The 25,077-nt window shown below is 66.9% G+C and carries 22 protein-coding genes; 6 read left to right on the forward strand and 16 right to left on the reverse strand.

Annotated elements, in window-relative coordinates:
* Positions 1-109 precede the first annotated feature (109 nt).
* The gene (locus tag EVS83_RS03910; protein WP_133499706.1) at positions 110-334 is read right to left on the reverse strand and encodes a hypothetical protein; all 225 of its coding nucleotides are present in this window, start codon (positions 332-334) and stop codon (positions 110-112) included.
* 143 nt (positions 335-477) lie between these two features.
* Here EVS83_RS03910 and EVS83_RS03915 point away from each other — a divergent pair, with 143 nt between their 5' ends.
* From EVS83_RS03915 to EVS83_RS15580, 3 genes are all read left to right on the forward strand, one after another.
* Positions 478-2,592, forward strand: a complete 2,115-nt coding sequence (locus EVS83_RS03915; protein ID WP_166636789.1) for a tetratricopeptide repeat protein — start codon at positions 478-480, stop codon at positions 2,590-2,592.
* Between the two features lie 35 nt (positions 2,593-2,627).
* On the forward strand, positions 2,628-2,858 hold the full coding sequence (locus EVS83_RS03920) for a hypothetical protein (protein ID WP_133499708.1): 231 nt from the start codon (positions 2,628-2,630) through the stop codon (positions 2,856-2,858).
* A 183-nt stretch (positions 2,859-3,041) separates the two neighbouring features.
* Positions 3,042-3,185 (forward strand): hypothetical protein, encoded by a 144-nt coding sequence (locus tag EVS83_RS15580; RefSeq protein WP_166636790.1) that lies wholly within the window; start codon positions 3,042-3,044, stop codon positions 3,183-3,185.
* A 57-nt stretch (positions 3,186-3,242) separates the two neighbouring features.
* Here EVS83_RS15580 and EVS83_RS03925 read toward each other — a convergent pair whose 3' ends face one another.
* From EVS83_RS03925 to pyrH, 13 genes are all read right to left on the reverse strand, one after another.
* On the reverse strand, positions 3,243-3,899 hold the full coding sequence (locus EVS83_RS03925) for a ribonuclease HII (protein ID WP_166636791.1): 657 nt from the start codon (positions 3,897-3,899) through the stop codon (positions 3,243-3,245).
* The gene (gene lpxB, locus EVS83_RS03930; protein ID WP_133499709.1) at positions 3,892-5,067 is read right to left on the reverse strand and encodes a lipid-A-disaccharide synthase; all 1,176 of its coding nucleotides are present in this window, start codon (positions 5,065-5,067) and stop codon (positions 3,892-3,894) included. The genes EVS83_RS03925 and lpxB overlap by 8 nt, the downstream gene beginning before the upstream one ends.
* Before the next feature lie 27 nt (positions 5,068-5,094).
* Positions 5,095-5,877, reverse strand: coding sequence for an acyl-ACP--UDP-N-acetylglucosamine O-acyltransferase (gene lpxA, locus EVS83_RS03935; protein WP_133499710.1), 783 nt, complete (start codon positions 5,875-5,877; stop codon positions 5,095-5,097).
* A gap of 2 nt (positions 5,878-5,879) precedes the next feature.
* A complete protein-coding gene (gene fabZ / locus EVS83_RS03940) occupies positions 5,880-6,347 on the reverse strand; it encodes a 3-hydroxyacyl-ACP dehydratase FabZ (protein WP_133499711.1) in 468 nt (155 codons plus the stop codon).
* A 67-nt stretch (positions 6,348-6,414) separates the two neighbouring features.
* Complete coding sequence (lpxD, locus tag EVS83_RS03945) at positions 6,415-7,437, reverse strand: UDP-3-O-(3-hydroxymyristoyl)glucosamine N-acyltransferase (RefSeq protein ID WP_133499712.1); 1,023 nt, start codon at positions 7,435-7,437, stop codon at positions 6,415-6,417.
* Between the two features lie 7 nt (positions 7,438-7,444).
* Complete coding sequence (gene bamA, locus EVS83_RS03950) at positions 7,445-9,910, reverse strand: outer membrane protein assembly factor BamA (protein WP_133499713.1); 2,466 nt, start codon at positions 9,908-9,910, stop codon at positions 7,445-7,447.
* An 80-nt stretch (positions 9,911-9,990) separates the two neighbouring features.
* Entirely contained in the window at positions 9,991-11,349 is a 1,359-nt protein-coding gene (gene rseP, locus EVS83_RS03955) for an RIP metalloprotease RseP (protein ID WP_133499714.1), read from the reverse strand.
* Positions 11,350-11,470: 121 nt separating this feature from the next.
* Entirely contained in the window at positions 11,471-12,655 is a 1,185-nt protein-coding gene (locus EVS83_RS03960; protein ID WP_133499715.1) for a 1-deoxy-D-xylulose-5-phosphate reductoisomerase, read from the reverse strand.
* Positions 12,655-13,491 carry a phosphatidate cytidylyltransferase gene (locus EVS83_RS03965; RefSeq protein WP_133499716.1) on the reverse strand — a complete coding sequence of 279 codons (837 nt, stop codon included), beginning with the start codon at positions 13,489-13,491 and terminating at the stop codon, positions 12,655-12,657. Before EVS83_RS03965 ends, EVS83_RS03960 begins: the two co-directional genes overlap by 1 nt.
* Positions 13,488-14,249, reverse strand: coding sequence for a polyprenyl diphosphate synthase (uppS, locus tag EVS83_RS03970; RefSeq protein WP_133499717.1), 762 nt, complete (start codon positions 14,247-14,249; stop codon positions 13,488-13,490). Before uppS ends, EVS83_RS03965 begins: the two co-directional genes overlap by 4 nt.
* A gap of 56 nt (positions 14,250-14,305) precedes the next feature.
* Positions 14,306-14,863 carry a ribosome recycling factor gene (gene frr / locus EVS83_RS03975; RefSeq protein ID WP_133499718.1) on the reverse strand — a complete coding sequence of 186 codons (558 nt, stop codon included), beginning with the start codon at positions 14,861-14,863 and terminating at the stop codon, positions 14,306-14,308.
* Positions 14,864-14,933: 70 nt separating this feature from the next.
* On the reverse strand, positions 14,934-15,863 hold the full coding sequence (locus EVS83_RS03980; RefSeq protein WP_133499719.1) for a cation diffusion facilitator family transporter: 930 nt from the start codon (positions 15,861-15,863) through the stop codon (positions 14,934-14,936).
* A 3-nt stretch (positions 15,864-15,866) separates the two neighbouring features.
* Positions 15,867-16,586 carry a UMP kinase gene (gene pyrH / locus EVS83_RS03985; RefSeq protein ID WP_133499720.1) on the reverse strand — a complete coding sequence of 240 codons (720 nt, stop codon included), beginning with the start codon at positions 16,584-16,586 and terminating at the stop codon, positions 15,867-15,869.
* A gap of 242 nt (positions 16,587-16,828) precedes the next feature.
* On the opposite strand from pyrH, the gene EVS83_RS03990 reads away from it, so the two are divergent.
* From EVS83_RS03990 to EVS83_RS04000, 3 genes are all read left to right on the forward strand, one after another.
* Positions 16,829-19,825 carry a TonB-dependent receptor gene (locus tag EVS83_RS03990; protein ID WP_166636792.1) on the forward strand — a complete coding sequence of 999 codons (2,997 nt, stop codon included), beginning with the start codon at positions 16,829-16,831 and terminating at the stop codon, positions 19,823-19,825.
* Positions 19,826-19,906: 81 nt separating this feature from the next.
* Entirely contained in the window at positions 19,907-21,442 is a 1,536-nt protein-coding gene (locus EVS83_RS03995; RefSeq protein WP_166636793.1) for a sulfotransferase family protein, read from the forward strand.
* Positions 21,439-23,010 (forward strand): tetratricopeptide repeat-containing sulfotransferase family protein, encoded by a 1,572-nt coding sequence (locus EVS83_RS04000; protein WP_133499723.1) that lies wholly within the window; start codon positions 21,439-21,441, stop codon positions 23,008-23,010. Before EVS83_RS03995 ends, EVS83_RS04000 begins: the two co-directional genes overlap by 4 nt.
* Before the next feature lie 66 nt (positions 23,011-23,076).
* Here the strand turns inward: EVS83_RS04000 and tsf are convergent, their stop codons facing one another.
* Complete coding sequence (gene tsf / locus EVS83_RS04005; RefSeq protein ID WP_133499724.1) at positions 23,077-23,946, reverse strand: translation elongation factor Ts; 870 nt, start codon at positions 23,944-23,946, stop codon at positions 23,077-23,079.
* 132 nt (positions 23,947-24,078) lie between these two features.
* Positions 24,079-24,903, reverse strand: a complete 825-nt coding sequence (gene rpsB / locus EVS83_RS04010; protein WP_133499725.1) for a 30S ribosomal protein S2 — start codon at positions 24,901-24,903, stop codon at positions 24,079-24,081.
* Positions 24,904-25,077: the final 174 nt, after the last annotated feature.

The raw sequence follows: 25,077 nt of genomic DNA on the forward strand, positions 1-25,077 counted from the left end.
GCGGCCGGCCCCGCGGAGGGGCGGCCTCGCAGCCTAGCAGCCGCCCGTCTCAGGGTCAGGACTTGACACGCTCGGCGCGGGCGCCGGACGCGCCGAGCGCCGCAATCGTTCAGCAGACATGGAACACGTCCGCCGGCTGGTTCACGTAATGGGACTCGCGGACGCGGCGGCACTGGGCATCGAAGGCGTCGGCTTCGGGGTCGATGTCCTCGGGCGGCGCGTTGCGGGCGGCGTCGAGCGCTTCGGCGTAGAGGCGGCGACGTTCGATGGTGGCGGCGTCGAGCGGAACCGGCATCGGCTGAAACGTATGAGCGAGGGCGGACAGGACGTTCATGGCGGTACTCCGTGGTGGGAACTGGGCGCACCTGACGAGCGGTGCGCGATGAGAGTCCCCCCATGGGCCCCCTGAGTCATGATGGGACTACGATGTTTGCCCGATTCCTCGCTGATGTTTGCGAGGTATTGAGGAGTCTTCGCATGACGGCTGACGGCGTTCCCCCCGACGCCGCCGTCGTCGCAAGCCGCTATCGCTTCGACGACGTCGTTGTCGACCTTGCCGCGCGCACCGTGATGCGCGCCGGGGAAGTGCGGACCGTCGAGCCCAAGGCCTTCGCCGTGCTCGCGACGCTGCTGGAACGGCCCGGCGAATTGGTCCCGCGCTACGAGCTGCTGGACGCGGTCTGGGGCCATCGCCACGTCACGCCGGGCGTGCTCACCCGCGTCATCGCGCAGCTGCGGCACGCGCTGGATGACGACGCGCAGCAGCCGCGCTACATCCAGACCCGCCACGCGCTCGGCTACTGCTTCATCGGCCAGCTGCTGCCGGATGTGGTGGACGACGCAGCTCCGCCGGTGCCGACACCAGCCGTCGTTCGGGACGCGCCGGTCGCGGCCGACGTCGCGTCGCCGACGCGCGAGGTCGCGCTTCCGCCGTGGTACCGACGGCGTGGCATGCGCCTTCTTGTCGGGGCCGTCGTGGCGCTGCTCGCGGTTGTCGCGATCGCCTTCGCGCTTCGCACGCGGACGTCGCAAGCGCCGCTCGCGCTGGAGCCTTCCGTCGCGGTACGGCCGTTCTCGATGGTCGGCGCCGCGCCGGGCGACCGCTACTTCGCCGAAGGCTTGGCAGCCGAGATGCGCAACGCGCTCGCCAGCGTCCATGGGCTGCAGGTCGCGCCCTTCGACTCCGCTGCGGCCGGCGACGCGCGCGAGGTCGGCCGTCGCCTGGGTGTCGCGGCGGTGCTCGACGCCCGCGTCGAGCGAACGAAAACGAATGTCCGCGTGGACGCGCATCTGGTCGACGTGTCGAGCGGCCGCACGGTCTGGTCGCGACGGTTCGACCGCCCGCTGCGCGACGTCTTCGAACTGCAGAGCCAGATGGCGGCCGACGTGGCGGGCGCTCTGGTGGGCCCGCTGCCGGACGCCGGCGAAGCACTGCGACACCAGCTCGCGCCGACGCAGAACGTCGGCGCGTTCGACGCCTACCTGCGCGGCCTGCACGCCCTGCTGGGCCGCGATCGCGACACGCCGCGGGCGCTCGAGTTCTTCCGGCAGGCGATCGCGACCGATCCCGCCTTCGCACGTGCACAGGCGGCGATCTGCCGGACCGAGGTCTGGCGCTACGAAACGCAGCGCAATCCCGCAGCGTTCGATGCCGCGCGCCTCGCGTGCCGCACCGCCGAGAACATGGATCCGGGCATCGGCGAAGTGCAGCTGTCGCTCGGTGAGCTCTACCGGGTGCAGGGGCAGGCGGACAAGGCGGCGGAGTACTACCGGCGCGTCATCGATTTCCCCGGCCTGCGCGCGCAGGCGCTCGTCGGGCTCGCCAAGCTCGACGTGCTCGCGCATCGGCCCGACGACGCGCTCGCGCGCTTCCACGACGCGCTTGAGGCGGACCCGTCCGACGCGCACATCTATGCCGAGATGGGCTATCAGCAGTACGTCGCGGGACGCGTCGACGCGGGTGTTGCATCGGTGAAACGCGCCACCGAACTCGCGCCGGACGACGCCGACCACTGGCGTCTGTACGGAGGACTGCTGCTCACCGCCGGTCGCAGTGCCGATGCGGAGCACGCGCTGGAACGCGCGGTCGCGCTCGATCCGGATGACCAGACGATCTCCAACCTCGGCACGCTCAAATACCAGCGCGGTGATTACGCCGCCGCCGCGGCGCTGTACCGGCGCGCGATCGCGCTCAGCCCGCAGAGCTATCTCTACTACGCCAACCTCGGCGATGCGCTGCTCGCCGACGACCTCACTGCCGGGCAGGCGCCGGAGGCATTCCGCCACGCGGCCGAGCTTGCGCAGCGCTATGTCGACTACAACGGCGGCGACGCGCTCACGCTCGCGGGCCTCGGCTGGTATCGCGCGAACATCGGCGAACGCGAGCGTGCACTCGCGTTCGTGCGTCGCTCGGAGGCGAAGGGCGGCCAGGACGTCGATGTCGCGCTCTACAACGCGGAAACACTCATGCGCCTCGGCGACATCGACGGCGCGCGGCGTCGCATCGAACTCGCACGCAAGGCCGGTGCGGCGGAAGAGCGTATCGCCACCAATCCACTGTTCAGGCGCGCCGGCCTCGTCGCCGCGCGCTGATGTTTCCGCCCGCGAGGGCCCGTTCTGGAGGTCACATGTCCAACTCGCCCCCGGTTGATCCACCGGCCGAAGGCACCACCGGTGAGGACCGCCTCGAATTGCGCTTGCCCGACGGCCGCCGCCTGCTCGTGATCGTCCGCTACCAGTACGGCGCGACGGTCGTCGTCGTCGGGCCGCCTAAACCGCCGAAAGGGCCGGTGCTGCTGTTCCCGCTCGACGAGCGTGTCGGCATCACGATCGAAACGGAAGTGGTCGCATCGGCGTAGTAACGGCGTCGCGCCGCGGGCTTCGTTGCTTCCACGATGCGGCGCTTGCCGCGAGCCGACGCTACCGAACGGCGACGCACGTCGCCACGACTGCCGCAGTCAATGGACGCACGCGACAGCCCGACGCCTCGCGCGGGGCGATTCCGCGCGGCATTCCGCCCGCTGGGCGATCAGGAGACTGTCATGACCGACCGATCAAATCCGCCGCAACCCAATCCACTGCGCCCGCCGATCCCGCGCGATGCCTCGCCGCCGAAGCAGGGCAGTCCGCAGCCTTCAGACCAGGACAACATGCCGATCGTGGGCCCGCCGAAGCGGACGGAGTGACTGCGGCGCTCGCGCCCGAACGCATGGGGCCGTAGCGCACCCGCGCAACGCCGCGCTTCAAATCAATGCCGGCGCCGGGGTGTCGTCGGCCACTATCCCCATGCTCGACCGCACCGGCGCGAACGAACGCCGGTGTTCGGGGCAGGGGCCGTGCATCGCCAGCGCGGCGAGATGCTGCGGCGTCGAATAGCCCTTGTGCTGGTCGAAGCCGTACTGCGGCCAGCGCGCATGCAGCTCGACCATCAGCGCATCGCGATGCGTCTTCGCGAGGATCGACGCCGCCATGATCGAGCGGCAGCGCGTGTCGCCCCCGACCCAGGCCTCGCCCGCGCACAGCAGGCCTTTCGGCACGACGTTGCCGTCGATGCGCGCGAGGTCCGCGGCGTGGCGCACGGCTTCGACGCATTCGCGCATGCCGAGCATCGTGGCGTGGAAGATGTTGAGGCGATCGATGGTGGCCACGTCGATCACGGCGATGTGCGACGCGATCGCGCGTTCGCGGATGCGCAAGGCGAGCACGTCGCGACGCTCGGCATCGAGCTGCTTCGAGTCGTTGAGCCCGTTGATCGGCGTGCGGCCCGGCGCGAAGACGACCGCGGCCACCACGACCGGCCCGGCCAGCGGCCCGCGACCGGCCTCGTCGACGCCGGCGATACGCTGCGCACCGCGGTCGACGGCGATCTCGAGTTCGGGTTGCGACGGGGCCTCAGCCATGTCGCGAGGATACGACCTCGGCGACGGCATCGGCTGCGCGCGCCGACGCATCGCGACGCAATTCCTCGTGCAGCTTCGTGAATCGCGGCACCAGATCGCGAACCGCATCGGGGCTCCGCAACCAGTGCAGCACCGCCGACGCGAGTTTCTCTGGCGTGCAGTCGTGCTGCATGAGTTCCGGCACGAGGTCGGCGCCGGCCAGGATGTTCGGCAGCGCGTAGCGGTCGACCTTCAGCATGCCGAGGCCCTTCACCATCCGGTAGGTCATCACCGCGACCTTGTAGGCGACCACCATCGGCCGCTTCGCGAGCAGGCCTTCGAGCGTCGCCGTGCCGGACGCGAGCAGCACGACGTCGCTCGCGATCATCAGCGTGCGCGCGTTGCCGTCGATGATGCGCAGCGCGTCGCTGAGCCGTGCGCGGGCGGGCGACTGCGCGAGGACGCGCTCGAACGTCGCGCGCGCGCGTGCGTCGGCCATGGGCGCGAGGACCTGGAGGTCGGGAACGGCATCGCGCACGCGCGCGGCAGCGTCGAGGAAGTCCGCACCGAGGCGTTCGATTTCGCCGGTCCGTGATCCAGGCAGCAGCGCGAGAACCGGTCCGTCGATCGACAGATCGAGCCTCGCGCGCGCATCGGCGCGGTCGGGCACGAGCGGCATCTCGTCGGCGAGCGGGTGGCCGACGAAACGCGCGTCCACGCCGTGCTTCGCGTAGATCGCCGGCTCCATCGGGAACAGGCAGAGCACGCGATCCGCCGATTCGCCGATCTTCGCCGCACGCCCCTCGCGCCACGCCCAGACCGACGGACTCACGTAGTGCACGGTCGCGACGCCGCGCTGTTTGAGCCAGCGCTCGACGCCGAGATTGAAATCGGGTGCATCGATGCCGATGAACACGTCCGGCCGCCACGCGAGCACGCGCTCGCGCAGCGCGCGTCGCAGCCGCAGCAGGCGGGGCAAGTGACGCAGCACGTCCGCGAGCCCCATGACTGCGAGTTCGCCCGCGTCGTGCCAGGCGTCGAAGCCCGCCTCGCGCATGCGGTCACCGCCGATGCCGGCGAATTCGGCGTCCGGCCAGCGCTCGCGAAGTGCGTCGATCAGACCGGCGCCGAGAAGGTCGCCGGAGGCTTCACCAGCAACGATCGCGATGCGATGGGGGCGCGTCGACATGGGCGCAGCCGTGACGGAGCGGTGCGGTCAGCGCAGCAGCGGGCGATCGCCGCTGTTCACGAAATCGAGCAGCAGGCGCACGTCATCACTCTCGCCCGCGATCTCCGCAAGCTTCGTGCGCGCCTCATCGAGCGATCCGCCGGCGACGTACAGCGCGCGATATGCGCGCTTGATCGCGGCAATGCGACCCGCATCGAAGCCACGACGCTTCAGACCTTCCGCGTTGATACCGCGCGGCCGGCCGTAGTCTTCCTGCGCGACCATCACGAACGGCGGCACGTCGCCATTGACGAACGCGCCCATGCCGACGAACGCATGCGCACCGATGCGGCAGAACTGATGGATGCCGGCGAAACCGCTGAGGATCACGTGGTCGCCGACCGTGACATGGCCGGCGAGCGTCGCGTTGTTCGAGAAGATGCAGTCGTTGCCGACGTCGCAGTCGTGCGCGACATGCACGTACGCGAGCAGCCAGTTGCGATCGCCGATGCGCGTTACGCCGCCGCCGTTGCCGGTGCCGCGATTGAGCGTGACGAACTCGCGGAAGGTGTTGCCGTCGCCGATGACGAGTTCGACGCGCTCGCCGGCGAACTTCTTGTCCTGCGGCTCGCCGCCCACCGCGCAATGCCCGATGAAGCGGTTGTTGCGGCCGATGCGCGTCGGGCCGACCACGCTGCAATGCGGGCCGAAGGTCGTTCCGTCACCGACCTCGACCTCGTCGGCGATGTAGCAGAACGGCCCCACGGCAACGCCGTCGCCCAGACGGGCGCCCGGCTCGACCACGGCGCTCGGGTGGACCTGCGCTGCCATGCTCAGCGCTTCGCCTCGGCGCAGAGGATCTCCGCGCATGCGACCACTTCGCCATCGACGCGCGCGACGCCGGCATACATCGCCATGTTGCGGATCACGCGCTTGAGTTCGACGTCGAGTTCCAGGCGATCGCCCGGCACCACCTGCTTCATGAACTTCGCGTTGTCGACCTTGACGAGGTAGAAGAGCTTGTCGCCTTCCTTGTCGTCGCCTTCCGACTTCGCCGTCAGCGTGGTCAGCAGGCCGCCCGCCTGCGCGAGTGCCTCGATGATCAGCACGCCGGGCATCACCGGATTACCGGGGAAATGACCGGTGAAGCAGGGCTCGTTCACCGTAACGTTCTTGTACGCGAGGACGCGCTTGCGGGGCTCGAACTCGACGACGCGATCCACCAGCAGGAACGGATACCGGTGCGGCAGAAGCTTTTCGATGCCGCGGACGTCGACGGGGAGCTGCACGGTCTGATTCATTCGTGATCCTGCGGAGCGGCCGGACGGGCCGGCGCCGAAGCCGCCCATGATACGGCGCGAGGCGGATTCAGTCCCGGCGGCCGCGGAACAGGCGATCCAGCTGGCGGAAGCGGGCAGCATTGCGCCGCCAGACGCGGTTTTCCATCAGCGGCGTACCCGAGGAGTATTCGCCCGGCTCGCGGATGGAATGGGTGACCAGGCTCATCGCCGTGACCACCACCTTGTCGCAGAGCTCGATGTGGCCGACCACGCCGGCGCCGCCGCCGATCAGGCAGTAGCGGCCGATGCGCGTGCTGCCCGCGATCGCCACGCAACCGGCCATCGCCGTATGGGCGCCGATGCGCACGTTGTGGCCGATCTGGATCTGGTTGTCGAGGCGGACGTCTTCCTCGAGAACGGTGTCGTCGATCGCGCCGCGATCGATGGTGGTATTCGCGCCGATCTCGCAATCGTCCCCGATCACGACGCCGCCAAGCTGCGGCACCTTCAGCCATGCGCCCTGGTCCATCGCGATACCGAAGCCGTCGGCACCGATCACCGCGCCGGGATGCACGAGCACCCGCGCACCGAGGCGCACCCGTGTGACCAGCGTGACGCGTGCGACCAGTCGCGCGCCTTCGCCGACGACGCAGTCTTCGCCGATGACGCAACCCGGGCCGATCACCGCCCCCGCATGCACGACGCTGCGCGCGCCGATGCTGACGTGCGGACCGACGCTCGCGCGTGGATCGACGTTCGCGCTCGCGTCGACCACGGCGGACGCATGAACGCCCGCGTTCGCAGCAGGCAGGGTCTCGAACAGCGCGGCGATGCGTGCGTACGCCGAATAGGGATCGCGCGCGACGAGCGACGTGCCGGTCGCCGCGTCGGCATCACCGGCGGCGAGCACGACGATGCCCGCGCGGGTCGTCGCGAGCGCCGCCCGGTATTTCGAATTGGAGAGAAAGGTCAGCCGGTCGGGCGTCGCGTCCGCGATGGTCGCGACGCCCCGAACCACGGTGGCGGCATCGCCGCGCACCTCAAGCCCGAACCGCTCCGCGAGCTCGCCGGCGGTGTACTGCGGGCGATGCTCGTGGGTGCCCGGGCTCATGCGCGGATCAGAACACGCCGCCGAAGGTGAACTGCAGGCGTTCCAGCTCGTCGTTGTCCTTCTTGCGGAACGGGAACGCGTAGCTGATCGAGATCGGACCCATCGGCGAACGCCACAGCATCGAGATACCGGCAGACGCGCGCAGTTCGCCGGCGTCCCAATCGTTCGTGGTAGCGAACACGTTGCCGACGTCGAGGAACGCCGAGATGCGGGCTGACGGGCTGTTGATCAGCGTCGGGAAGAACATTTCGACCGAGCCGATCGTCTTCACCGCGCCACCGATCGGCTGCAGGAAGTTCGAGCCCGCGGCCGCGGCGCGCGGACCGAGCGTGTTGTCCGAGAAGCCGCGGACCGATCGCACACCACCGGCGTAGAAGTTCTCGAAGAACGGCAGACCGGTCGCGGTGATCGTCTTGACGTAGTCCGTCGACGAGGTCAGGCACGGCTCGCTCGGCGCCGGACCCGGCGTGAACGTATCCGTGATGCCGTCGCCATTGGCGTCGCTATAGGTGCCGTTGGTGAAGCAGACGTTGCGCGTGAAGTCCTTGCCGTAGCTGTTGCCGTAGCCGAGTTCGGCGCGCGTATTAAGCACCAGGTGGCGATTGAGGCGCCAGAACTTGGAGATGTCGTAGTTGAGCTTGTAGTACTCGACCGTCGAACCCGGCAGTGCAACTTCAGCGTTGAACCGCTGCATCATGCCGACGTTCGGCGTCAGGAAGTTGTCGAGCGTATTGCGCGACCAGCCGATCTGCCCACGCAGCGTGTGGAACGTGCGGTTGCCGACGGCATCGATGTAATCCACGAGCGGCTGCGGCGCGCTGCCCGGGTACGCGAAGATCTCGTTGGAATCGACGCCGATCAGTGCGGTGATCGAGTCGGTCTCGGAAATCGGCACGCCCAGAACGACCTGACCGGCACCGCTGGTCGAGTTGTACTGCGCGGTGTTGAAGTTCGAGTTGTCGAACTCGCGCCACCACAGGTTGTAGCCCAGCGACACGCCGCTGTCGGTGAAGTACGGATTGACGAACGAGAAGTCGTAACGCTGCAAGTACGAGTTGCGGTTCGCCTGCACCGACACACGATTGCCGGTGCCGAGGACGTTGTTCTGCGACAGCTGGATCTGCGTGGTCAGGCCGCTGAGCTGCGAATAGCCGAGACCGAACACGAAGCTGCCCGACGTCGTTTCCTTGACGCTGACGACCACGTCGACCTGGTCCGGAGAGCCCGGCACCGGCTGGTTGTCGACATCGACCGTTTCGAAGAAGCCGAGGCCCTGCAGGCGGATCTTGGAGCGGTCCAGCGCAGCCTGCGAGTACCAGCTGCCCTCGAACTGGCGCATCTCGCGACGAAGCACTTCGTCCGACGTGCGGGTGTTGCCCTTGAAGATGATGCGGCGGACGTTGACGCGCGGGCCGGGCACGACCTGCATGTTCAACGCGACCGTCTTGTTTTCCTTGTCGATCGACGGCACCGCGTTGACCTGCGCGAAGGCATAGCCGACGTTCGCGAGCGTTGCGGTAATCGAGTCGGACGACAGCTCGAGCAGGCGACGCGAGAAGATCTGGCCTTCCTTCACGTACACACGCTTCTGGATCTCTTCCTTCGGAAGCACGGTGTCGCCGGTGACTTCCACCTTGGACACCTTGTACTGCTCACCCTCGGTCACGCCGGCGGTGATGAACATGTCCTTGCGGTTCGGGCTGATCTCGACCTGCGTGCTGTCCACGCTGAAGTCGACGTAGCCGCGATCGAGGTAGTACGAATTGAGCTTCTCGAGATCGCCCGACAGCTTCTCGCGCGAGTACTGGTCGTCGCGCTTGTACCAGCTCTTCCAGTTGGTCTCGCGCGATTCCCACGAATCACGCAGATCCTCTTCGCCGAACTTCTCGTTGCCGACGATGTTGATGTGGCGGATGCGGGCGGCCGAGCCTTCCTTGATCGCGATCGTCACGTCGACGCGGTTGCGATCGAGGCGCGACACCGTCGGCGTGATCTCGACGTTGTACTTGCCGCGGTTGTTGTACTGGCGCGTCAGTTCCTGCGTCACGCGGTCGAGCGCGAGGCGATCGAACGTGCCGCCCTCGGAGAGACCGATGTCGTTGAGGCCCTTGGTCAGGTCCTCGGTCTTGATGTCCTTGTTGCCCGTCAGCGTGAGCTTGTTGATCGACGGGCGCTCGGTGACGTCGACGACGAGGATGTCGCCCTGCCGCTCGACGCGCACGTCCTCGAAGAAGCCGGTCTTGTAGAGCGCGCGGATGGCGTCGGCGACCTTGGTGCCGTCGACAGTGTCGCCGCGCTCGATCGGCAGGTAGGTGAACACCGTGCCCGCCGAGATGCGCTGGAGGCCGTCGACACGGATGTCGCTGACGGTGAACGGCGCGAACGCCTGGGCGAGGGCGGAAGTCACCGGCGCAGCGGCCATCGCGGACGCGAGGGCGAGGGCAAGCAGGCGGCGGGGCAGGGGTCGCGTCATCATCAGTCCGGTTGGATCGAATCCAGGGAAACGCCGCAGGCAATCGGCCGGCGCGGTGGAGAGGTCGGCCGAAGCCGCCGTCAACGCACCAGGTTGTTCACGATGTCGTTGTAGAACGCCAAGCCCATCAGGCCGACGATGATCGCCAGGCCGACGAATTGCCCGGCCGCCATGGCGCGATCGCTGACCGGGCGGCCTTTGATCAGCTCGATAAGGTAATACAGCAGGTGTCCGCCATCCAATATCGGGAGGGGGAGGAGGTTCAGTATCGCCAGGCTCAGGGAGAGCATGGCGAGCAGCGAGAGGTACCAGGCGGCGCCGTGCGCGGCGAACGCATTGGCCGCGCGGGCGATGGTGATCGGGCCCGCGACCGCGTTGCGCACGTCGGCGCGACCGGTGAAAACGCGCTTGAGCATCGCGACGAGCTCATGCGCCTGATGCGCGGTTTCCGAGATCGCCGCGGGCACGGCATCGATCGGGCCGAGGCGCAGCACGGCGTCGGGCACGGGGTCTCCGGCCTGGGCCGGACCAACGCCGAGCATCCAGCGCGTTCCGCCTTCGTCTTTGCCGCGAATGGGCTTGAGCGGGAACGCCAGCCGTTCGCCGCTGCGCTGGACTTCGACCATCGCCAATTCACCGCTCTTGCCGACCTCGGCAACGAGCGGCGCGATGTCGTCCCAGCTCTGGACGGGCCGGCCGTCGATCGCCGTCACGAGATCGCCGGGCTTTAGAACGGTGGCGGCGGGAAAGTCTTTCGTGACGTCGCCGACCCGCGCCGGCCTCAACAGATGCCGCGGCGCGATGCCGATCGCCTGCAGGGCGCGCAGTTCGTCGATGCTGCCGGGAAGTTCGGACAACCGCAGACGCCGCGTCGCTTCCGCGCCCTCGATGCCGCGAACGCGGATGTCGATGTCGCGCCGGTCGAGCGCCGCGGGCACGAGCGCGAGCTCGGCTTCCGTCCATGTCGGCGTGTTGCGATCCTCCACGGCGAGCACGGTGTCGCCCGCGCGCAGGCCGGCGGCCGCGGCGATGCCCTCGGCGCGCCCGATCGCCGGCACGAAGTCCGGCCGGCCGATCACGAACATGCCCCACAGCAGGATCACGCAGAGCAGGAGGTTCGCGAGCGGCCCCGCGACCACCACTGCCATGCGCTGCCAGACGGGCTTGCGATTGAACGCGAGATGCAGATCCGACGGTGCGACGTCGCCCTCGCGTTCGTCGAGCATCTTGACGTAGCCGCCGAGCGGAATCGCCGCGATCGCGTACTCCGTTCCGTCACGACCGACGCGCGACCACAGCGGGCGTCCGAAACCGATCGAGAAGCGCAGCACGCGCACGCCGCAGCGGCGCGCGACCCAGTAGTGCCCGAACTCGTGGAAGGTCACGAGGATGCCGAGGCTGACGGCCAACCACCAGATCGATCCGAGCAACTCGTTCAAGGCGTTCTCCCGCGACGACCGGCAGCGGCTGCCGTAGCAGACCGCGCGACCGGCCGATGGTTCAGTCCAGGCGCGATCGTCGCCGAGTTGCGGCCGGATTCGGTGAACGGCAGTCGTGCGGTCATGAGCTGCGGTCGAGACGGGCGGCGACATGGGCTCGCGCGCGGCGGTCGGCGTCGCGCAGTGCCGCGAGGTCTCCGCCCGGCGCGTCGGCGTGCGCGTCGAGCGCGTCCGCCACGAGTGCCGCGATATCGAGGAAGCCGACGCGACCGGCGAGGAACGCGTCGACGGCCGCCTCGTTCGCGGCGTTCAGCACGGCCGGGGCGGCCCCGCCGGCGCGCAGCGCCTTGAAGGCGAGCGGCAGGCAGGGGAACGCGTCGAGATCCGGTGCCTCGAAGTCGAGACGGCCGCCCTGTGCGAGGAGATCGAGACCCGAGACGCCCGACTGCAGGCGATCCGGCCAGCCCAGGCCGACCGCGAGCGCCGTGCGCATATCGGGCAATCCGAGCTGCGCGAGCGTCGAGCCGTCGACGAATTCGACGAACGAATGCACCAGGCTCTGCGGATGCACGATCACGTCGATCGCGTCCGGGGCGACGCCGAAAAGGTGATGCGCCTCGATGACTTCGAGGCCCTTATTCATCAGCGTGGCCGAATCGACCGAGATCTTCGGGCCCATCGACCAGCGCGGATGCGCGACCGCCTGCGCGGGCGTGACATCACGCAGCGATTCGCGCGTACGACCACGGAACGGGCCGCCCGACGCGGTGAGGACGAGTCGACGCAGCCCCGACGTATCGCGCGCCGCACGACCATCGCGTGCCGGCAGGCATTGGAAGATCGCGTTGTGTTCGCTGTCGACCGGCACGATGTCTGCGCCGGATTCGCGCGCCGTGCGCATCACCAGCTCGCCAGCAAGGACAAGTGATTCCTTGTTCGCGAGGGCGACGCGTTTGCCCGCGCGCACCGCGGCCAATGTCGAATCCAGTCCCGCAGCGCCGACGATGGCGGCGACGACCGTGTCGCAGGCATCGCCCGATGCGAGCTCGTCGATCGCCTGCATGCCTGCGTGTGCGGCCGTCGGGACGCCTGCATCCGCAAGCTTCGCGCGGAGTTCGTTGAACAGCGCGGGATCCGCGATGACCGCGTGGTCGGGTCGATGCGTGTGGCAAAGCGCGACCAGCGCATCGACGTTTCGACCCGCAGCGAGCACGTTGGCCGTCAGTCGATCCGGATGGCGCGCGATGACGTCGAGCGCCGATGCACCGATGGATCCTGTGGCGCCGAGGACGGCGACGCGGCGCATCACAGGCCTAACAGCGCCTTACCCAGCGCGAAGACCGGAAGCGCGGCGAGCACGGCGTCGATGCGATCGAGCACGCCGCCGTGGCCGGGAATCAGCGTGCCCGAATCCTTCTTGCCGGCATGGCGCTTGATCAGGCTTTCGAACAGGTCGCCGATGACCGATACCAGCACCGAGGCGGCGCCCACGATTGCGACCTTCCACAGATCCTGTGTCGTTGCACCGGCAATCAGCGAAAACAGCACCGCGACGATCGTGCCGACGACCACGCCACCCGCAAGACCTTCGATCGTCTTGTTCGGGCTGATGCGCGGTGCAAGCTTGTGGCGGCCGAGATAGCGGCCTGCGAAATACGCGCCGGTATCGGCCGCCCAGACCGTCGCGAGCGACGTGAGCAGCCACCAGTCACCCTTCGGCCCGTCCGCGTGCAGCCACGTCAACGCGCACCACGCGGGGACCACTGCGAAGGTGCCCGCGGCGAGCTTCAGCGCACGCGCCCACGACTCGTGATTGCTGCCGAATTCGAACCGCCCCAGCCACAGCAGCGCCAGCGCCCACCAGATGACACCAATGATCGACGCGAGCTTGTACAGCACGAGCGTGCCGCCCTCGCGCGAATGCGACGACCACACGATCGCGACCATCACGCCGAGATTCGCGATCAGCAGCACCCACTTCGCGAGCGAGTCTTCGACTTCGGCGAGGTCGAACCATTCCCACAGCCCGGCGAGGAAAACCGCTGCGGCGGCGACCATCATCCAGGGCGTATCGAGCAGCAGGATCGCCGCGATCGCGACGGGGGCCATCACCAGGGCAGCGGCAACGCGGGTACGGGTCATTCGGACGTCTCGGGATTGCCGCCGACCTGTGCCCCGGTCAGGCCGAATCGGCGTTCACGGCGCGCGTAGTCGTCCAGCGCAGCCTGAAGTGTCGCCGCATCGACGTCGGGCCACAACAAATCGGTGAACCACAGTTCCGTGTAGGCCAGCTGCCAGAGCAGGAAATTGCTGATGCGCAGCTCGCCGCCGGTGCGGATGAAGAGGTCGGGCGCGGGCAGATCGGCCAGCGCGACGCGCTCGCCGAGCAGCTTCTCGTCGATCGCGGACGCATCGAGGCGCCCAGCCGCGACGTCCTCCGCCAACGACCGCGCCGCGTTCGCGATGTCCCAGCGTCCGCCGTAGCTGACGGCGATCACCAGATCGAGCGTGCGATTCGCCGACGTACGCGACTCCGCCTGCGCCATGCGCGAACGGATCGACTCATTGAAACGCGAGCGATCCCCGATGAAGCGCACGCGCACACCGCGACGATCGAGTTCATCGACCTCGCGCTCGAGCGCACCGGTGAACAGCTTCATCAGGCCGCCGACTTCATCCTGCGGGCGGTCCCAGTTCTCGCTCGAGAACGCGAAGAGCGTCAGCACTTCGACGCCGCGTTCGAGACAGAAATCAATGCAGAGGTTGACCGCGCGCGCGCCTGCGCGATGGCCGATCAGCCGCGGTCGCCGGCGCTTCTGCGCCCAGCGGCCGTTGCCGTCCATGATGATGGCCAGATGTCGCGGAACACGCGCCGCAACAGGGGAGCCGGAAGAAGTCACGTCGAGTCGTCGGAAGAGATGCGGATCGTTGACCGACCCGCTGCAGTGCCGGGCGGTCAGACCGCCATCAGCTCCTGTTCCTTCGCCTTGACCACTTCGTCGACGTTCTTGATCGCTTCGTCCGTGAGCTTCTGGATGTCGGCTTCGGCGCGCGTCGATTCGTCCTCGGTGATCTTCTTCTCCTTGAGGAGTTCCTTCACCTGATGGTTCGCGTCGCGACGGATGTTCCGGATGGCGACCTTGCAGTCCTCGCCGCCCGAGTGCACGACCTTCGCGAGCTCCTTGCGGCGCTCCTCGGTGAGCGGCGGCAGGTTGAGGCGGATCACCATGCCGGCGGTGTTCGGCGTCAGGCCGAGGTCGGAGGCGAGGATGGCCTTCTCGACCGCACCCACCATCGGCTTTTCCCACGGCGTGATCGTCAGCGAACGCGCATCGCTGACCGCGACGCTGGCGACCTGCGAGAGCGGCACGTCGGAGCCGTAGTAGTTGACCTTGATGTGGTCGACGATCGCGGTGCTGGCGCGGCCCGTGCGCACCTTGACGAGGTCGTGGCGGAACGCATCGACGCTCTTGGCCATACGCGCCTTGGCGTCGTTCTTGATCTCGTTGAGCATCGCGGGCTCCGTGTCGGTTCTGCGGTCGGCCGCGGATTATAGGGCAGGGCGCGGTGACGGCCGCTTCCCGTCAGTGGTGCGGCGCACGATCGTGCAGGTCGTGCTCGCAGCCCGGACCGTGCTCGACCTGGAGTGTCGGATGGTTGATGCCGAAACGATGGTCGAGATCGTGGGTGACGCGATCGAGGAAGGCGTCGTGGTCGTCGTTGAGCGGCCGCACCAAGTGGGCCGTCATCGCGATCTCGCCCGCACCGATCGACCAGATATGGACGTGATGGACCGCGGCGACCCCATCGAGACCGTGCAGGTAGGCCTCGACGTCCGTGCGTTCGATGCCGCGCGGCACCGCGTCCATCGCGGCGTTGAAGCTTTCCCGCAGTAGCCCGAACGCGCTGACGCCGACGACCGCGCTGACGAGCACCGCGGTCGCCGGGTCCAGCCATTCCCAGCCGACGGTCGCCATGCCGAGGCCCGCGAGCACTGCAGCGAACGAAACCGCGGCGTCCGCCATGAGATGAAGGAACGCGGCGCGCCGGTTCAGGTCATGCTCCTGGCCGCGGTGCATGAGCGCCGCTGCCAGCAGGTTCACGGCGATGCCGATTGTCGCCACGATCATCACGGGCTTGGCCGGGATCTGAGGTGGCGCGCTGAAGCGCTGGACCGACTCGCCGACCAGCGCGCCGGCGAACCCGACCAGCAGCAACGCGTTTGCGAGCGGGGAGAGCAGCGTCGCCCGGCGCCAGCCGTAGGTGTGGCGCGTCGTCGGCGCGCGTCGCGCCAAGGCGGCCGCGGCCCAGGCGAGCGCGAGACCCGCCACGTCACCAAGGTTGTGCAGCGCGTCGGAAAGCAGCGCGAGCGAGTTCGTCGAGAAGCCGTACCAGGCTTCGATCGCGGTGTACGCAAGGTTGAGCAGCGTCGCGATCGCGAACGCGCGCGTCGCGTGACCGAATCCGTGATCGTGCGAGTGTCCGTGCCCGTGATGGGCGTGAGCACCGCCCATGCGTCAGGCCGCGCGGACCAGCGTGCCGATCGGCTCGCCGCGGAGGATGCGCAGCAGCTGGCCGGGCTGTTCCATATCGAAGACACGAATCGGAAGCGACGCGTCGCGACACAGCGCGAAAGCGGCCGTGTCCATGACCTGGATGTCGCGGGCGAGCACGTCGTCGTATGTCAGGGTGTCGAAGCGCGTGGCGTCCGGATGCTTCTTGGGGTCGCGGTCGTAGATGCCGTCGACCTTCGTCGCCTTCAGCAGCAGGTCCGCACCGATCTCGATGGCGCGGAGCGCGGCGCCAGAGTCGGTCGTGAAGAACGGATTGCCCGTGCCGGCCGCGCAGATGACGATCCGGCCCTTCTCCAGGTGACGCACGGCCCGGCGGCGGATGTAGTCCTCGCACACCTGGTTGATCTTGAGCGCGCTCATCACCCGGCAGCGGGCGCCGAGCTTTTCAAGCGCGTCCTGCATGGCCAGCGCGTTGATGATCGTGGCGAGCATGCCCATGTGGTCGCCGGTGACGCGGTCCATGCCCGAGGCCGCCAAGCCCGCGCCGCGAAAGATGTTGCCGCCGCCGATCACCAGCGCGATTTCGGCACCCGCCTGCTGGGCCTCGATCACCTCATGCGCCAGCCGCGTGATGACCTTCGGATCGATGCCGTAGTCCTCGCCCCCCATCAGCGCCTCACCGGACAGTTTCAGGAGGACGCGGCGGTAGGGGAGCTGGGTCATTGGGCGTTATCTAGGCTCGGGGGTGCCGCAATTGTAAGTGCCCGACCGTCACTAGGGCCGCTGGCGGATGGAACTTGTGCATTGCACAAAAGGTTTATTTGGACACAAGTGTCATAAAGCCGTTAAATGTGAAGTTCATCACAAAACAACATAAATTCTTCATTAACCGTTGACCCCTTGGGATGGCGAAAGTCATGGTCGCCGTGATCGCCGTCCGGCGGGTTTTCAAGGGGACGTACTCCGTGTCAAAGAGACAGCAGATGAATCGCGTGTTCCGTCGTAGCGCGCTCACCGTGGCGCTCGGCATGTGCTTCACCGGCCCGGTGCTTGCGCAGCAGGCCGCCGGTTCGGTCTTCGGCAACGCCGGGGCAGGGGCGACGGTGGTTGTCGACAACCCAGCGACGGGCTTCCATCGCGAAGTGTCGGCATCAGCGGATGGCACGTTCCGTATTCCGGGGCTCCAGCCGGGTACGTACCGCGTCACGACGCGGGACGCGAACGGTTCGGCTAAGGTCCGGGACGTGGTCGTCAATGCCGGCGCCGGTACCTCGATCGACTTTGCAGCACCGGCAGGCGGGACCGAGGCGGGCAGCCTCGATACGGTCCGCGTACGTGGGGCGCGAGCGGTCAACCCGATCGACGTGTCGTCCACCGAATCGGTGACGATCCTGACGTCGGAGCAGATCGCCAAGATTCCGGTTCCGCGCGACACGACCAGCGTCGCGCTGCTCGCGCCGGGTACCGTCCGCGGTGACGCGGCATTCGGCAATCTCGCTTCCTTCGGCGGTTCGTCCGTTGCGGAGAACCAGTACTACGTCAACGGGTTCAACATCACCAACTCGTTCCGCAGCCTGAACTTCTCGCAGGTGCCGTTCGAGGCGATCGCAGAGCAGCAGGTGAAGACCGGCGGTTACGGCGCTGAATTCGGTCGCTCGCTCGGTGGCGTCGTCAGCCAGACGACGAAGCGCGGCACCAACGATTTCCATGCCGGTGGCAACATCTTCTATACGCCGTCCAGTCTGTCCGCGCATCCGCGGGATATGTACCAGCGCAACGGCGTGCTTCGCTCGGACAACTCGCAGGAAGAAACCGGCGGATACAACGCGTCCGCGTGGGCGAGCGGCGCTCTGGTGAAGGACAGGTTGTTCGCTTATGGCCTCATCCAGTACAACAGCAAGACCGAGGACCTGTACAACAACGAGGTCGTTGGTGGTGGTACGCACGAGAAGGCAGGCTGGCCAACCTACCTGCTCAAGCTCGACTGGAACATCAACGATTCCAACCTCCTCGAGTTCACCTCGTTCACCGACAAGCGCACGCGCGAAATCGACTCGCGCCTCGAGAACGGCACGGTCCTCGGTACTAACTTCATCGAGCAGGGTGGCAAGAACAACATCCTTCGCTACACCGGCTACTTCAGCGACACCTTTACGCTGTCGGCGCTGTACGGGCATGGCGAATTTTCGCGATCGCAGCACCTGCGCACCGCGACCGGTGCGGACGTACGCTACGGCGGCGTCCTGACGCAGCCGGCGACGGGCTGCCCGATCATTACTGATGCACGCCCGGGCTATCGTCAGGCAGCGACGGGCAAGTACGGCAGCACCTGCAATATCACGGGTGCATCGATCGATCGCCAAGACGCCGGCGACACCCGCGACCAGTTCCGTGTCGACGCGGATTGGCAGCTCGGCGCGCACCAGCTTCGCTTCGGTCTGGACATCGACAACTACGAATCCGTGGCGGGCACCTCGTACGAAGGTGGCCGCATCTGGCGTTACGCCACTGTCGATCCCACGCCGACGGCGCCGAACAGCGGCGACGAGTTCGACATTGTCCGCGAGCAGATCGTCAACCAGGGCTCCACCGTCAAGGTCAAGCAACATGCGTTCTACATCCAGGATTCCTGGAACGTTACCGACAACTTCATTGCACAGATCGGTCTGCGTTGGGACAATTTCGAGAACCTCAACGGCTTCGGCGAGACCTACGTCAAGGTCAAGAACCAGTTTGGTCCGCGCCTTGGCTTCTCGTGGGACGTCAACGGCGATTCCACGTTCAAGGTCTACGGTAACGCTGGGCGTTACGCGCTACCGCTGACGCCGAGCGTGGCTGTACGCGGTGCGTCGGCGTCGCTGTTCACTCGTCAGCAGTTCACCTTCACAGGTGTTGATCCGGTTACGGGCGCGCCCATCGGTGCTGTGCCGCGTACCAACTCGACCGGCCAGCTGCAGTACGTGAATGGCGAATTCGGCGTCGGCAAGAATCCGGCGACCATCGCCTCGAATAATCTGAAGCCGATGTATCAGGATGAGTTCATCCTCGGCTTCCAAAAGGCGATGAACGACCACCTTAACGTCGGTGCGCGCGGCATCTACCGCAACCTGAAGACGGCAATAGACGACAACTGCGATTACGCAGCCATTCTCGACGCGGCAGGGTTCGTCGATGGCGAACGCAATGGACAGGCTGCGGTCCTCCCGGGCGCGGGTTTCCCGTACTGCCGCATGTTCAACCCTGGTGCGGATGCCGAGTTCCTGACTGACTTCTTCAACAATGGTCAGCTCGAGAGCACCCACGTGGCCGGCGACGTCCTTTCGCCGAAGGCCCGGCGCACGTACAAGGCGCTTGAGCTGTTCAGCGATGTCACCTTCCAGCGGTTCTTCATGCAGGCCTCCTACACGTGGTCGCAGAGCAAGGGCAATACAGAAGGCGGCGTGAAGTCGGACATCGGCCAGGCCGACACGAGCGTTACGCAGGACTTCGATTACAAGGAGTTGACTGTGGACACGTACGGCTTCCTGCCGAACGACCGCCGTCACAGTCTGAAGGTGTTCGGCAACTACGAGTTCTCGGACGAGTGGTCGATGGGTGCGAACCTGCTGGTTCAGTCGGGTCGCCCGGTCAACTGCCTCGGCGTGTTGCGCCTAGCGAATGGCAGCCTGCATCCCTATGGTGCGTCGTTTATGCGCTGCAATAACACGCCGGTTCCGCGTGGCACAGCGGGTCGCCTGCCGTGGACGAATACGCTCGACCTCAATGTCGCTTATCGTCCGTCGTACGTGAAGGGGCTTCAGTTCAAGCTCGACATCTTCAACCTGCTTAACAACCAGAAGGTGACCAGCGTGAACGAGACGGGCGAAGACGGCTCCACCGGTGCACCGTCGGAGCAGTACCTGACGCCGACCTCGTTCCAGGCGCCGCGTGCCGTTCGTTTTATGGTCCAGTACGACTTCTAATAATTCCCGTCATCTCTTTCTCTCAAAGGCCGCCGAAAGGCGGCCTTTTTTTGTTCTACGATGGCCGCGAGGGGAGGGGAAATGCAGGCCGAACGACACTGGAAGCGCGTGCAGGAATACATGGCGGCGGGCAACGTCGAGGCCGCGCGTGTCGCGTTGCTGTCTCTGCTCGCGTCGCAGCCGCATGACGTGACCGCGTGGGGCGCCCTCTCGGATATCGAGATTCGTCGCCGGCGTTATCGCCTTGCGCACGGAGCGGCACTCGAAGCCGCGGCGGCCGTCGTCGCGAGTGGCGATCGCCGTCATCTGGGGTACGTCACCTTCAGCCTGCTCGGGTTCGACGACGTCCATCGCGTGCGGCAGCTGATCACCGAATCGGATTGGAGTAGTGACGACATCGCGCGTCAGGCGCCAGTTCTCGCACAGCATCTGTCGCTGGTCGGCGCGGACGAGGATGTGCTCCGGTTCTGCGAGGCGGTGCGCCCGCGGCTGGCGCCGGATGCCCGCCTCGAATACATGTGCGGACTTGCCGCGCGGAACCTCGGTCGGGTTGACGACGCAACGTCCTATTTTGAGCGCGCGATCGCGATCGCGCCGTCATTCGCGCCGGCGCATTGGTCGTTGGCGTTCCATCAGCCGACGGGCGAAGAGCGCTTGCCACGCATACGCAGCGCGCTGCAAACGGCCGCGCCGAAGTCCGCGGACGCGGTCGATCTTCACTACGCGCTCTATCGCGAGTGCGAGCGCGCAGGGCGCAACCACGACGCATGGCGTTGGCTCTCGACGGGCATGGCCATGAAGGCCGCGACACTCGATCCGCGTTCGTGGAGCGACAGCGCGTCGACGGTCGACCCCGTTCTACCGCCGGCCGAAGGTGAGCCTTGTTCGTTGATCTTCGTCGTCGGCATGCCGCGAACCGGCACCACCGTCCTCGAGCGGATTCTCGGCAACCACAGTCGTGTCTGTTCCGCCGGCGAGTTGAATGCCTTCCACGCAGCACTCTGCGAAAGTCACGATACGTTCCTGACGTCGCCCAGCATGACGCGTACGTCGCCGCCCGATGCACGCCTGGAGGACACCGGCGCGCTGTATCGCGCGTCCACGCGCCCCTTCGCGAACGAAGGGCGCATCGTGCTCGACAAGAATCCGGCCAACTTTCTCTACGCCGCGGCGATTGCGCGTGCGCTTCCCGAGGCGCGCATCCTGTGCCTGCGACGCTCGCCCATGGATGCGTGCTTCTCGAACCTGCGTGAGCTATTCGACGGCGATGCGTACGGCTACAGCTACGACGTCGAAACCGTGGCATCGCAGTACGCCTGGTTCGATGCGATGCGCCGACGCTTCGAAGTGGCATTACCCGGCCGCTTCATGACCGTGTCGTACGAGGCGCTCGTGGCGGACCCGGCGGAACACGCCGCGCGCGTGCTGCAGTTCTGCGGTCTCGACTATGAGGACGGCTGCGAGCGTATCGAGAACAATGCGTCGCCCGTGGCGACCGCCAGTGCGTCGCAGGTGCGTGAGGCCATCCACGGCCGCGGCGTGGGCGCGTGGATGCGCTACCGCGAGGCGCTCGAGCCGCTGAGGCGAGCGCTGGTGGAGCGGGGCATCAGCGCGTGACGGGTTCGGCAGTCGATCGCGCGACGCTCCGTCGCCAGGCGGAAGCGCGCGCAGAGGCGCGCGACTGGCCCGGTGCGATCGCCGCGTTCGAGCAGTTGCGCGTCGCCGCACCTGACGATGCGGATGTCCTTCTGCAACTCTCGTACATGCATTCGTTCGCGGGCGACTACCGCAAGGCGCGCGACTTCGCATTGCGCGCGCACGCACTCAAGCCCCGGCAACCCGACGTCGTCAAGGAACTCCTCGCGCGTCTGCGAACCTTCAACGAAGGCGCGGCGCTGCTGGAGTGCCTCGAGCGGATGAAGCCGCTGGACCGCATGCCGATTCCGCTGCTGATCGCGTTCGCCGCGCAGCTCAGCTATCTCAATCTGGTCGACCGGGCGATTGCGTTGCTCGACGAAGCGCGCCGCGGCGATCCGGACTATCCGCCCACACTGCTCGCACGCGCGCAGGTGCTCATTTACCTCGGCCGATTCAAGGATGCGGCGGCGGATCTCGATCGATGCGAGCGCCGCGCGCCGGGCCTGCCGCAGCTGTTCTGGCTGCGGTCGTCACTTAAGAGCGCGCAGCGCGACGACCGCCTTGCGCCCAAGATCGTCGAAGCCCTTCAGCGACCCGGCCTCCGCCCGGACGATCAGGCGACGCTCGGTTTCGCGCTTCATACCGAACTCGATCGGCTCGGGAAGTATGAGCATGCGTGGCAAGCCCTCGAGTTCGGATGTCGCGCGAAGCGCGCGACGTTGAACTATCGGGCCGCAGACACCGACACGCTGATCGAGGCGTTGATCGATAGCACGCGTGGCACGTATTCGAGCGAATCCGCACCGCCATCCGCGTCACGCACGCCGATCTTCATCGTCGGCATGCATCGGTCGGGCACGACGCTGCTCGAGCAGTTGCTGGATGGGCACCCCGACGTACACGGCGTCGGCGAGCTCTACGACTTCACCAGCGCGATGCGCGATGCGACGGATTACCACTGTCGCGGCGTCATCGACATCACGCTTGTCGAACGCGCGCGAAACATCGACCTCGCATCGGTGGGGCAACGCTACCTGGAAAAGATCGAGTGGCGGCTCGGTCCCGAGCGCTGCTTCACCGACAAGCTGCCGTCCAACTTCCTCAACATCGGCTACATCGCGCGCGCACTGCCGCGCGCGCGCATCCTGCACATGACGCGCGATCCGGTGGAGACCTGCTTCTCCAACCTGCGGGAATTGTTCTCCGACGCGAACCCCTACTCGTACGATCTCGCCGAACTCGCGCATTTCCACGGACAGTACCGACGCCTGATGGCGCACTGGCATCGCGAGTTTCCGGGCCGCATTCTCGACGTCGACTATGCGCGCCTTACGCGGGAACCGGAGGCGGTGATGCGCGAGGTCGCGGCGTTCTGTGGGCTCGAATTCGCGCCGTCGATGGTGGATACGGGCGCATCCCAGCGCGGCGTTGCGACGGCGAGCGCTGTGCAGGTCCGCGAGGGCATCCAGGTACGCGAAGTGCCGAAATGGGCGCCGTACGCCGAACCGTTGCAGCCGTTGATCCGCGCTTTGGCCCAGCAAGGCTGAAAGACGCGAAAAGAGAAAGGCCGCGATCGCTCGCGGCCTCTCGTTGACTGCACAGGGCGGACGCGCTTACGCGAGACCGGCCTGCTTCATCACTTCCGCAGCGAAATCGTCGGTCTGCTTCTCGATGCCTTCGCCGACGGCGAGGCGGACGAAGTTGACGACTTCAGCGCCGGCGGCCTTCAGCGCCTCCTCGACGGTCTGGTTCGTGTCGAGCACGTAGGCCTGGCCGGTGAGGCACATCTCGTTGACGGTCTTGTTGACCTTGCCGGAGATCATCTTCTCGAGAATTTCCTGCGGCTTGCCGGTGTCCTTGACCTGGGCGAGGGCGATTTCCTTCTCCTTCGCCACGAACTCGGCCGGGACGTGCGCCGGCGAGATGTACGGCGGGTTCATCGCCGCGATGTGCATCGCGAGGCCACGCGCCAGCTCGGCGTTACCGCCCTTGAGCTCGACGATCACGCCGATGCGGCCGCCGTGGACGTACGCGGCCAGCGTGTTATCGCTGTCGATGCGCGCCATGCGGCGGACCTGCACGTTCTCGCCGACCTTGGCGATGACGGCGGCGCGCGCTTCCTCGATCGTCTCGCCCGACGGCAGCTTGGTCGTCTTGAGCGCTTCGACGTCGTTCGCGGCGAGCGCGGCCTGGCCGACGGCGTCGACGAACGTCAGGAAGTTCGCGTCCTTGGCGACGAAATCCGTCTCCGAGTTCACTTCGACCAGCAGCGCGGTCTTGTCGTTCTGCGCCGCGACGATCTTGCCTTCCGCGGCGACGCGGCTGGCCTTCTTGTCGGCCTTGGCGAGGCCGGTCTTGCGCAGCCAGTCAGCGGCCGCCTCGACGTCGCCGTTGTTCTCGGTGAGTGCCTTCTTGCACTCCATCATGCCGGCGCCGGTGCGCTCGCGCAGTTCCTTGACCAGGGAAGCAGTGATCTCTGCCATGGGCGTAGCCTCTGGGATTCGAAATGGGGATAGGCGCCGCGGAATCCGGTGCGGATCGCGGCAGGCGGGCCGTCGTACGTGGCCAGCGGAAGACGGAAGGCGCCGGCATGCGGCGCCTTCCGATGACACGGATTACTCGGCGGCCGGAGCGTCGGCCTTGCGCGGCGCGCCCTTCTTGGCCGGCGCGCGGCGCGGACCCTTGCGGTCGTCCTTTTCGCCACCTTCGGCACCGGCTTCGGCGAACTCTTCCTCGCGGACCGAAGCGGCCTGCGGGGCGGCAGCCTTGCCCTCGAGCACGGCGTCGGCCGCGGCGCGGGCGTACAGCTGCACGGCGCGGATGGCGTCGTCGTTGCCCGGGATCGCGTAGTCGACCAGCTCCGGGTCGTAGTTGGTGTCGACGACGGCGACGACCGGGATGCCGAGCTTCTTGGCTTCCTTGATCGCGATGTCTTCGTGGCCGATGTCGATCACGAAGATCGCGTCGGGCAGGCGGTTCATTTCCTTGATGCCGCCCAGCGACAGTTCCAGCTTCTCGCGCTCGCGGCGCAGCTGCAGGACTTCGTGCTTGACGAGCTTCTGGAAGGTGCCGTCGGTCTCGGCGGCCTCGAGTTCCTTCAGGCGCTGCACCGACTGCTTGACCGTGCGGAAGTTGGTCAGCGTGCCGCCCAGCCAACGCTGGTTCATGTACGGCATGCCGCAACGCTCGGCCTCTTCCTTCACCGCATCACGCGCCGAGCGCTTGGTGCCGAGGAACAGGATGATGCCGCGCTTCTGCGCGACGCCCGAGAGGAAGTTCATCGCGTCGTTGAAGAGCGGAACGGTCTTCTCGAGGTTGATGATGTGGATCTTGCCGCGGGCACCGAAGATGTACGGACCCATCTTCGGGTTCCAGTAACGCGTCTGGTGGCCGAAGTGGACGCCGGCTTCCAGCATCTGGCGCATGGTGATCTGGGGCATTGCGATAACTCCAAGGCGGTGGAACCCGGCCGGTGAAATAGGCGGCCACCCGCGCAGGCGGGCAAGGATTCCGGGGTTGGGCCTCCCTGCCGCGTCCGATGTCCGAACCCCGAAGGGCACCCCGGCATCGACGGTGGCGACAGGTGTGTATTCGCCCGGGATTCCGCATCGGCG

Source organism: Cognatilysobacter terrigena, assembly GCF_004361065.1.
In the GTDB taxonomy this organism is placed as follows: Bacteria; Pseudomonadota; Gammaproteobacteria; order Xanthomonadales; family Xanthomonadaceae; genus Cognatilysobacter; species Cognatilysobacter terrigena.

Coding starts and splice junctions, on each gene's coding strand:
- EVS83_RS03910 (WP_133499706.1), bottom strand. CDS start 334: ATGAACGTCCTGTCCGCCCTCGCTCATACGTTTCAGCCGATGCCGGTT.
- EVS83_RS03915 (WP_166636789.1), top strand. CDS start 478: ATGACGGCTGACGGCGTTCCCCCCGACGCCGCCGTCGTCGCAAGCCGC.
- EVS83_RS03920 (WP_133499708.1), top strand. CDS start 2,628: ATGTCCAACTCGCCCCCGGTTGATCCACCGGCCGAAGGCACCACCGGT.
- EVS83_RS15580 (WP_166636790.1), top strand. CDS start 3,042: ATGACCGACCGATCAAATCCGCCGCAACCCAATCCACTGCGCCCGCCG.
- EVS83_RS03925 (WP_166636791.1), bottom strand. CDS start 3,899: ATGGCTGAGGCCCCGTCGCAACCCGAACTCGAGATCGCCGTCGACCGC.
- lpxB (WP_133499709.1), bottom strand. CDS start 5,067: ATGTCGACGCGCCCCCATCGCATCGCGATCGTTGCTGGTGAAGCCTCC.
- lpxA (WP_133499710.1), bottom strand. CDS start 5,877: ATGGCAGCGCAGGTCCACCCGAGCGCCGTGGTCGAGCCGGGCGCCCGT.
- fabZ (WP_133499711.1), bottom strand. CDS start 6,347: ATGAATCAGACCGTGCAGCTCCCCGTCGACGTCCGCGGCATCGAAAAG.
- lpxD (WP_133499712.1), bottom strand. CDS start 7,437: ATGAGCCCGGGCACCCACGAGCATCGCCCGCAGTACACCGCCGGCGAG.
- bamA (WP_133499713.1), bottom strand. CDS start 9,910: ATGACGCGACCCCTGCCCCGCCGCCTGCTTGCCCTCGCCCTCGCGTCC.
- EVS83_RS03960 (WP_133499715.1), bottom strand. CDS start 12,655: ATGCGCCGCGTCGCCGTCCTCGGCGCCACAGGATCCATCGGTGCATCG.
- EVS83_RS03965 (WP_133499716.1), bottom strand. CDS start 13,491: ATGACCCGTACCCGCGTTGCCGCTGCCCTGGTGATGGCCCCCGTCGCG.
- frr (WP_133499718.1), bottom strand. CDS start 14,863: ATGCTCAACGAGATCAAGAACGACGCCAAGGCGCGTATGGCCAAGAGC.
- EVS83_RS03980 (WP_133499719.1), bottom strand. CDS start 15,863: ATGGGCGGTGCTCACGCCCATCACGGGCACGGACACTCGCACGATCAC.
- pyrH (WP_133499720.1), bottom strand. CDS start 16,586: ATGACCCAGCTCCCCTACCGCCGCGTCCTCCTGAAACTGTCCGGTGAG.
- EVS83_RS03995 (WP_166636793.1), top strand. CDS start 19,907: ATGCAGGCCGAACGACACTGGAAGCGCGTGCAGGAATACATGGCGGCG.
- tsf (WP_133499724.1), bottom strand. CDS start 23,946: ATGGCAGAGATCACTGCTTCCCTGGTCAAGGAACTGCGCGAGCGCACC.
- rpsB (WP_133499725.1), bottom strand. CDS start 24,903: ATGCCCCAGATCACCATGCGCCAGATGCTGGAAGCCGGCGTCCACTTC.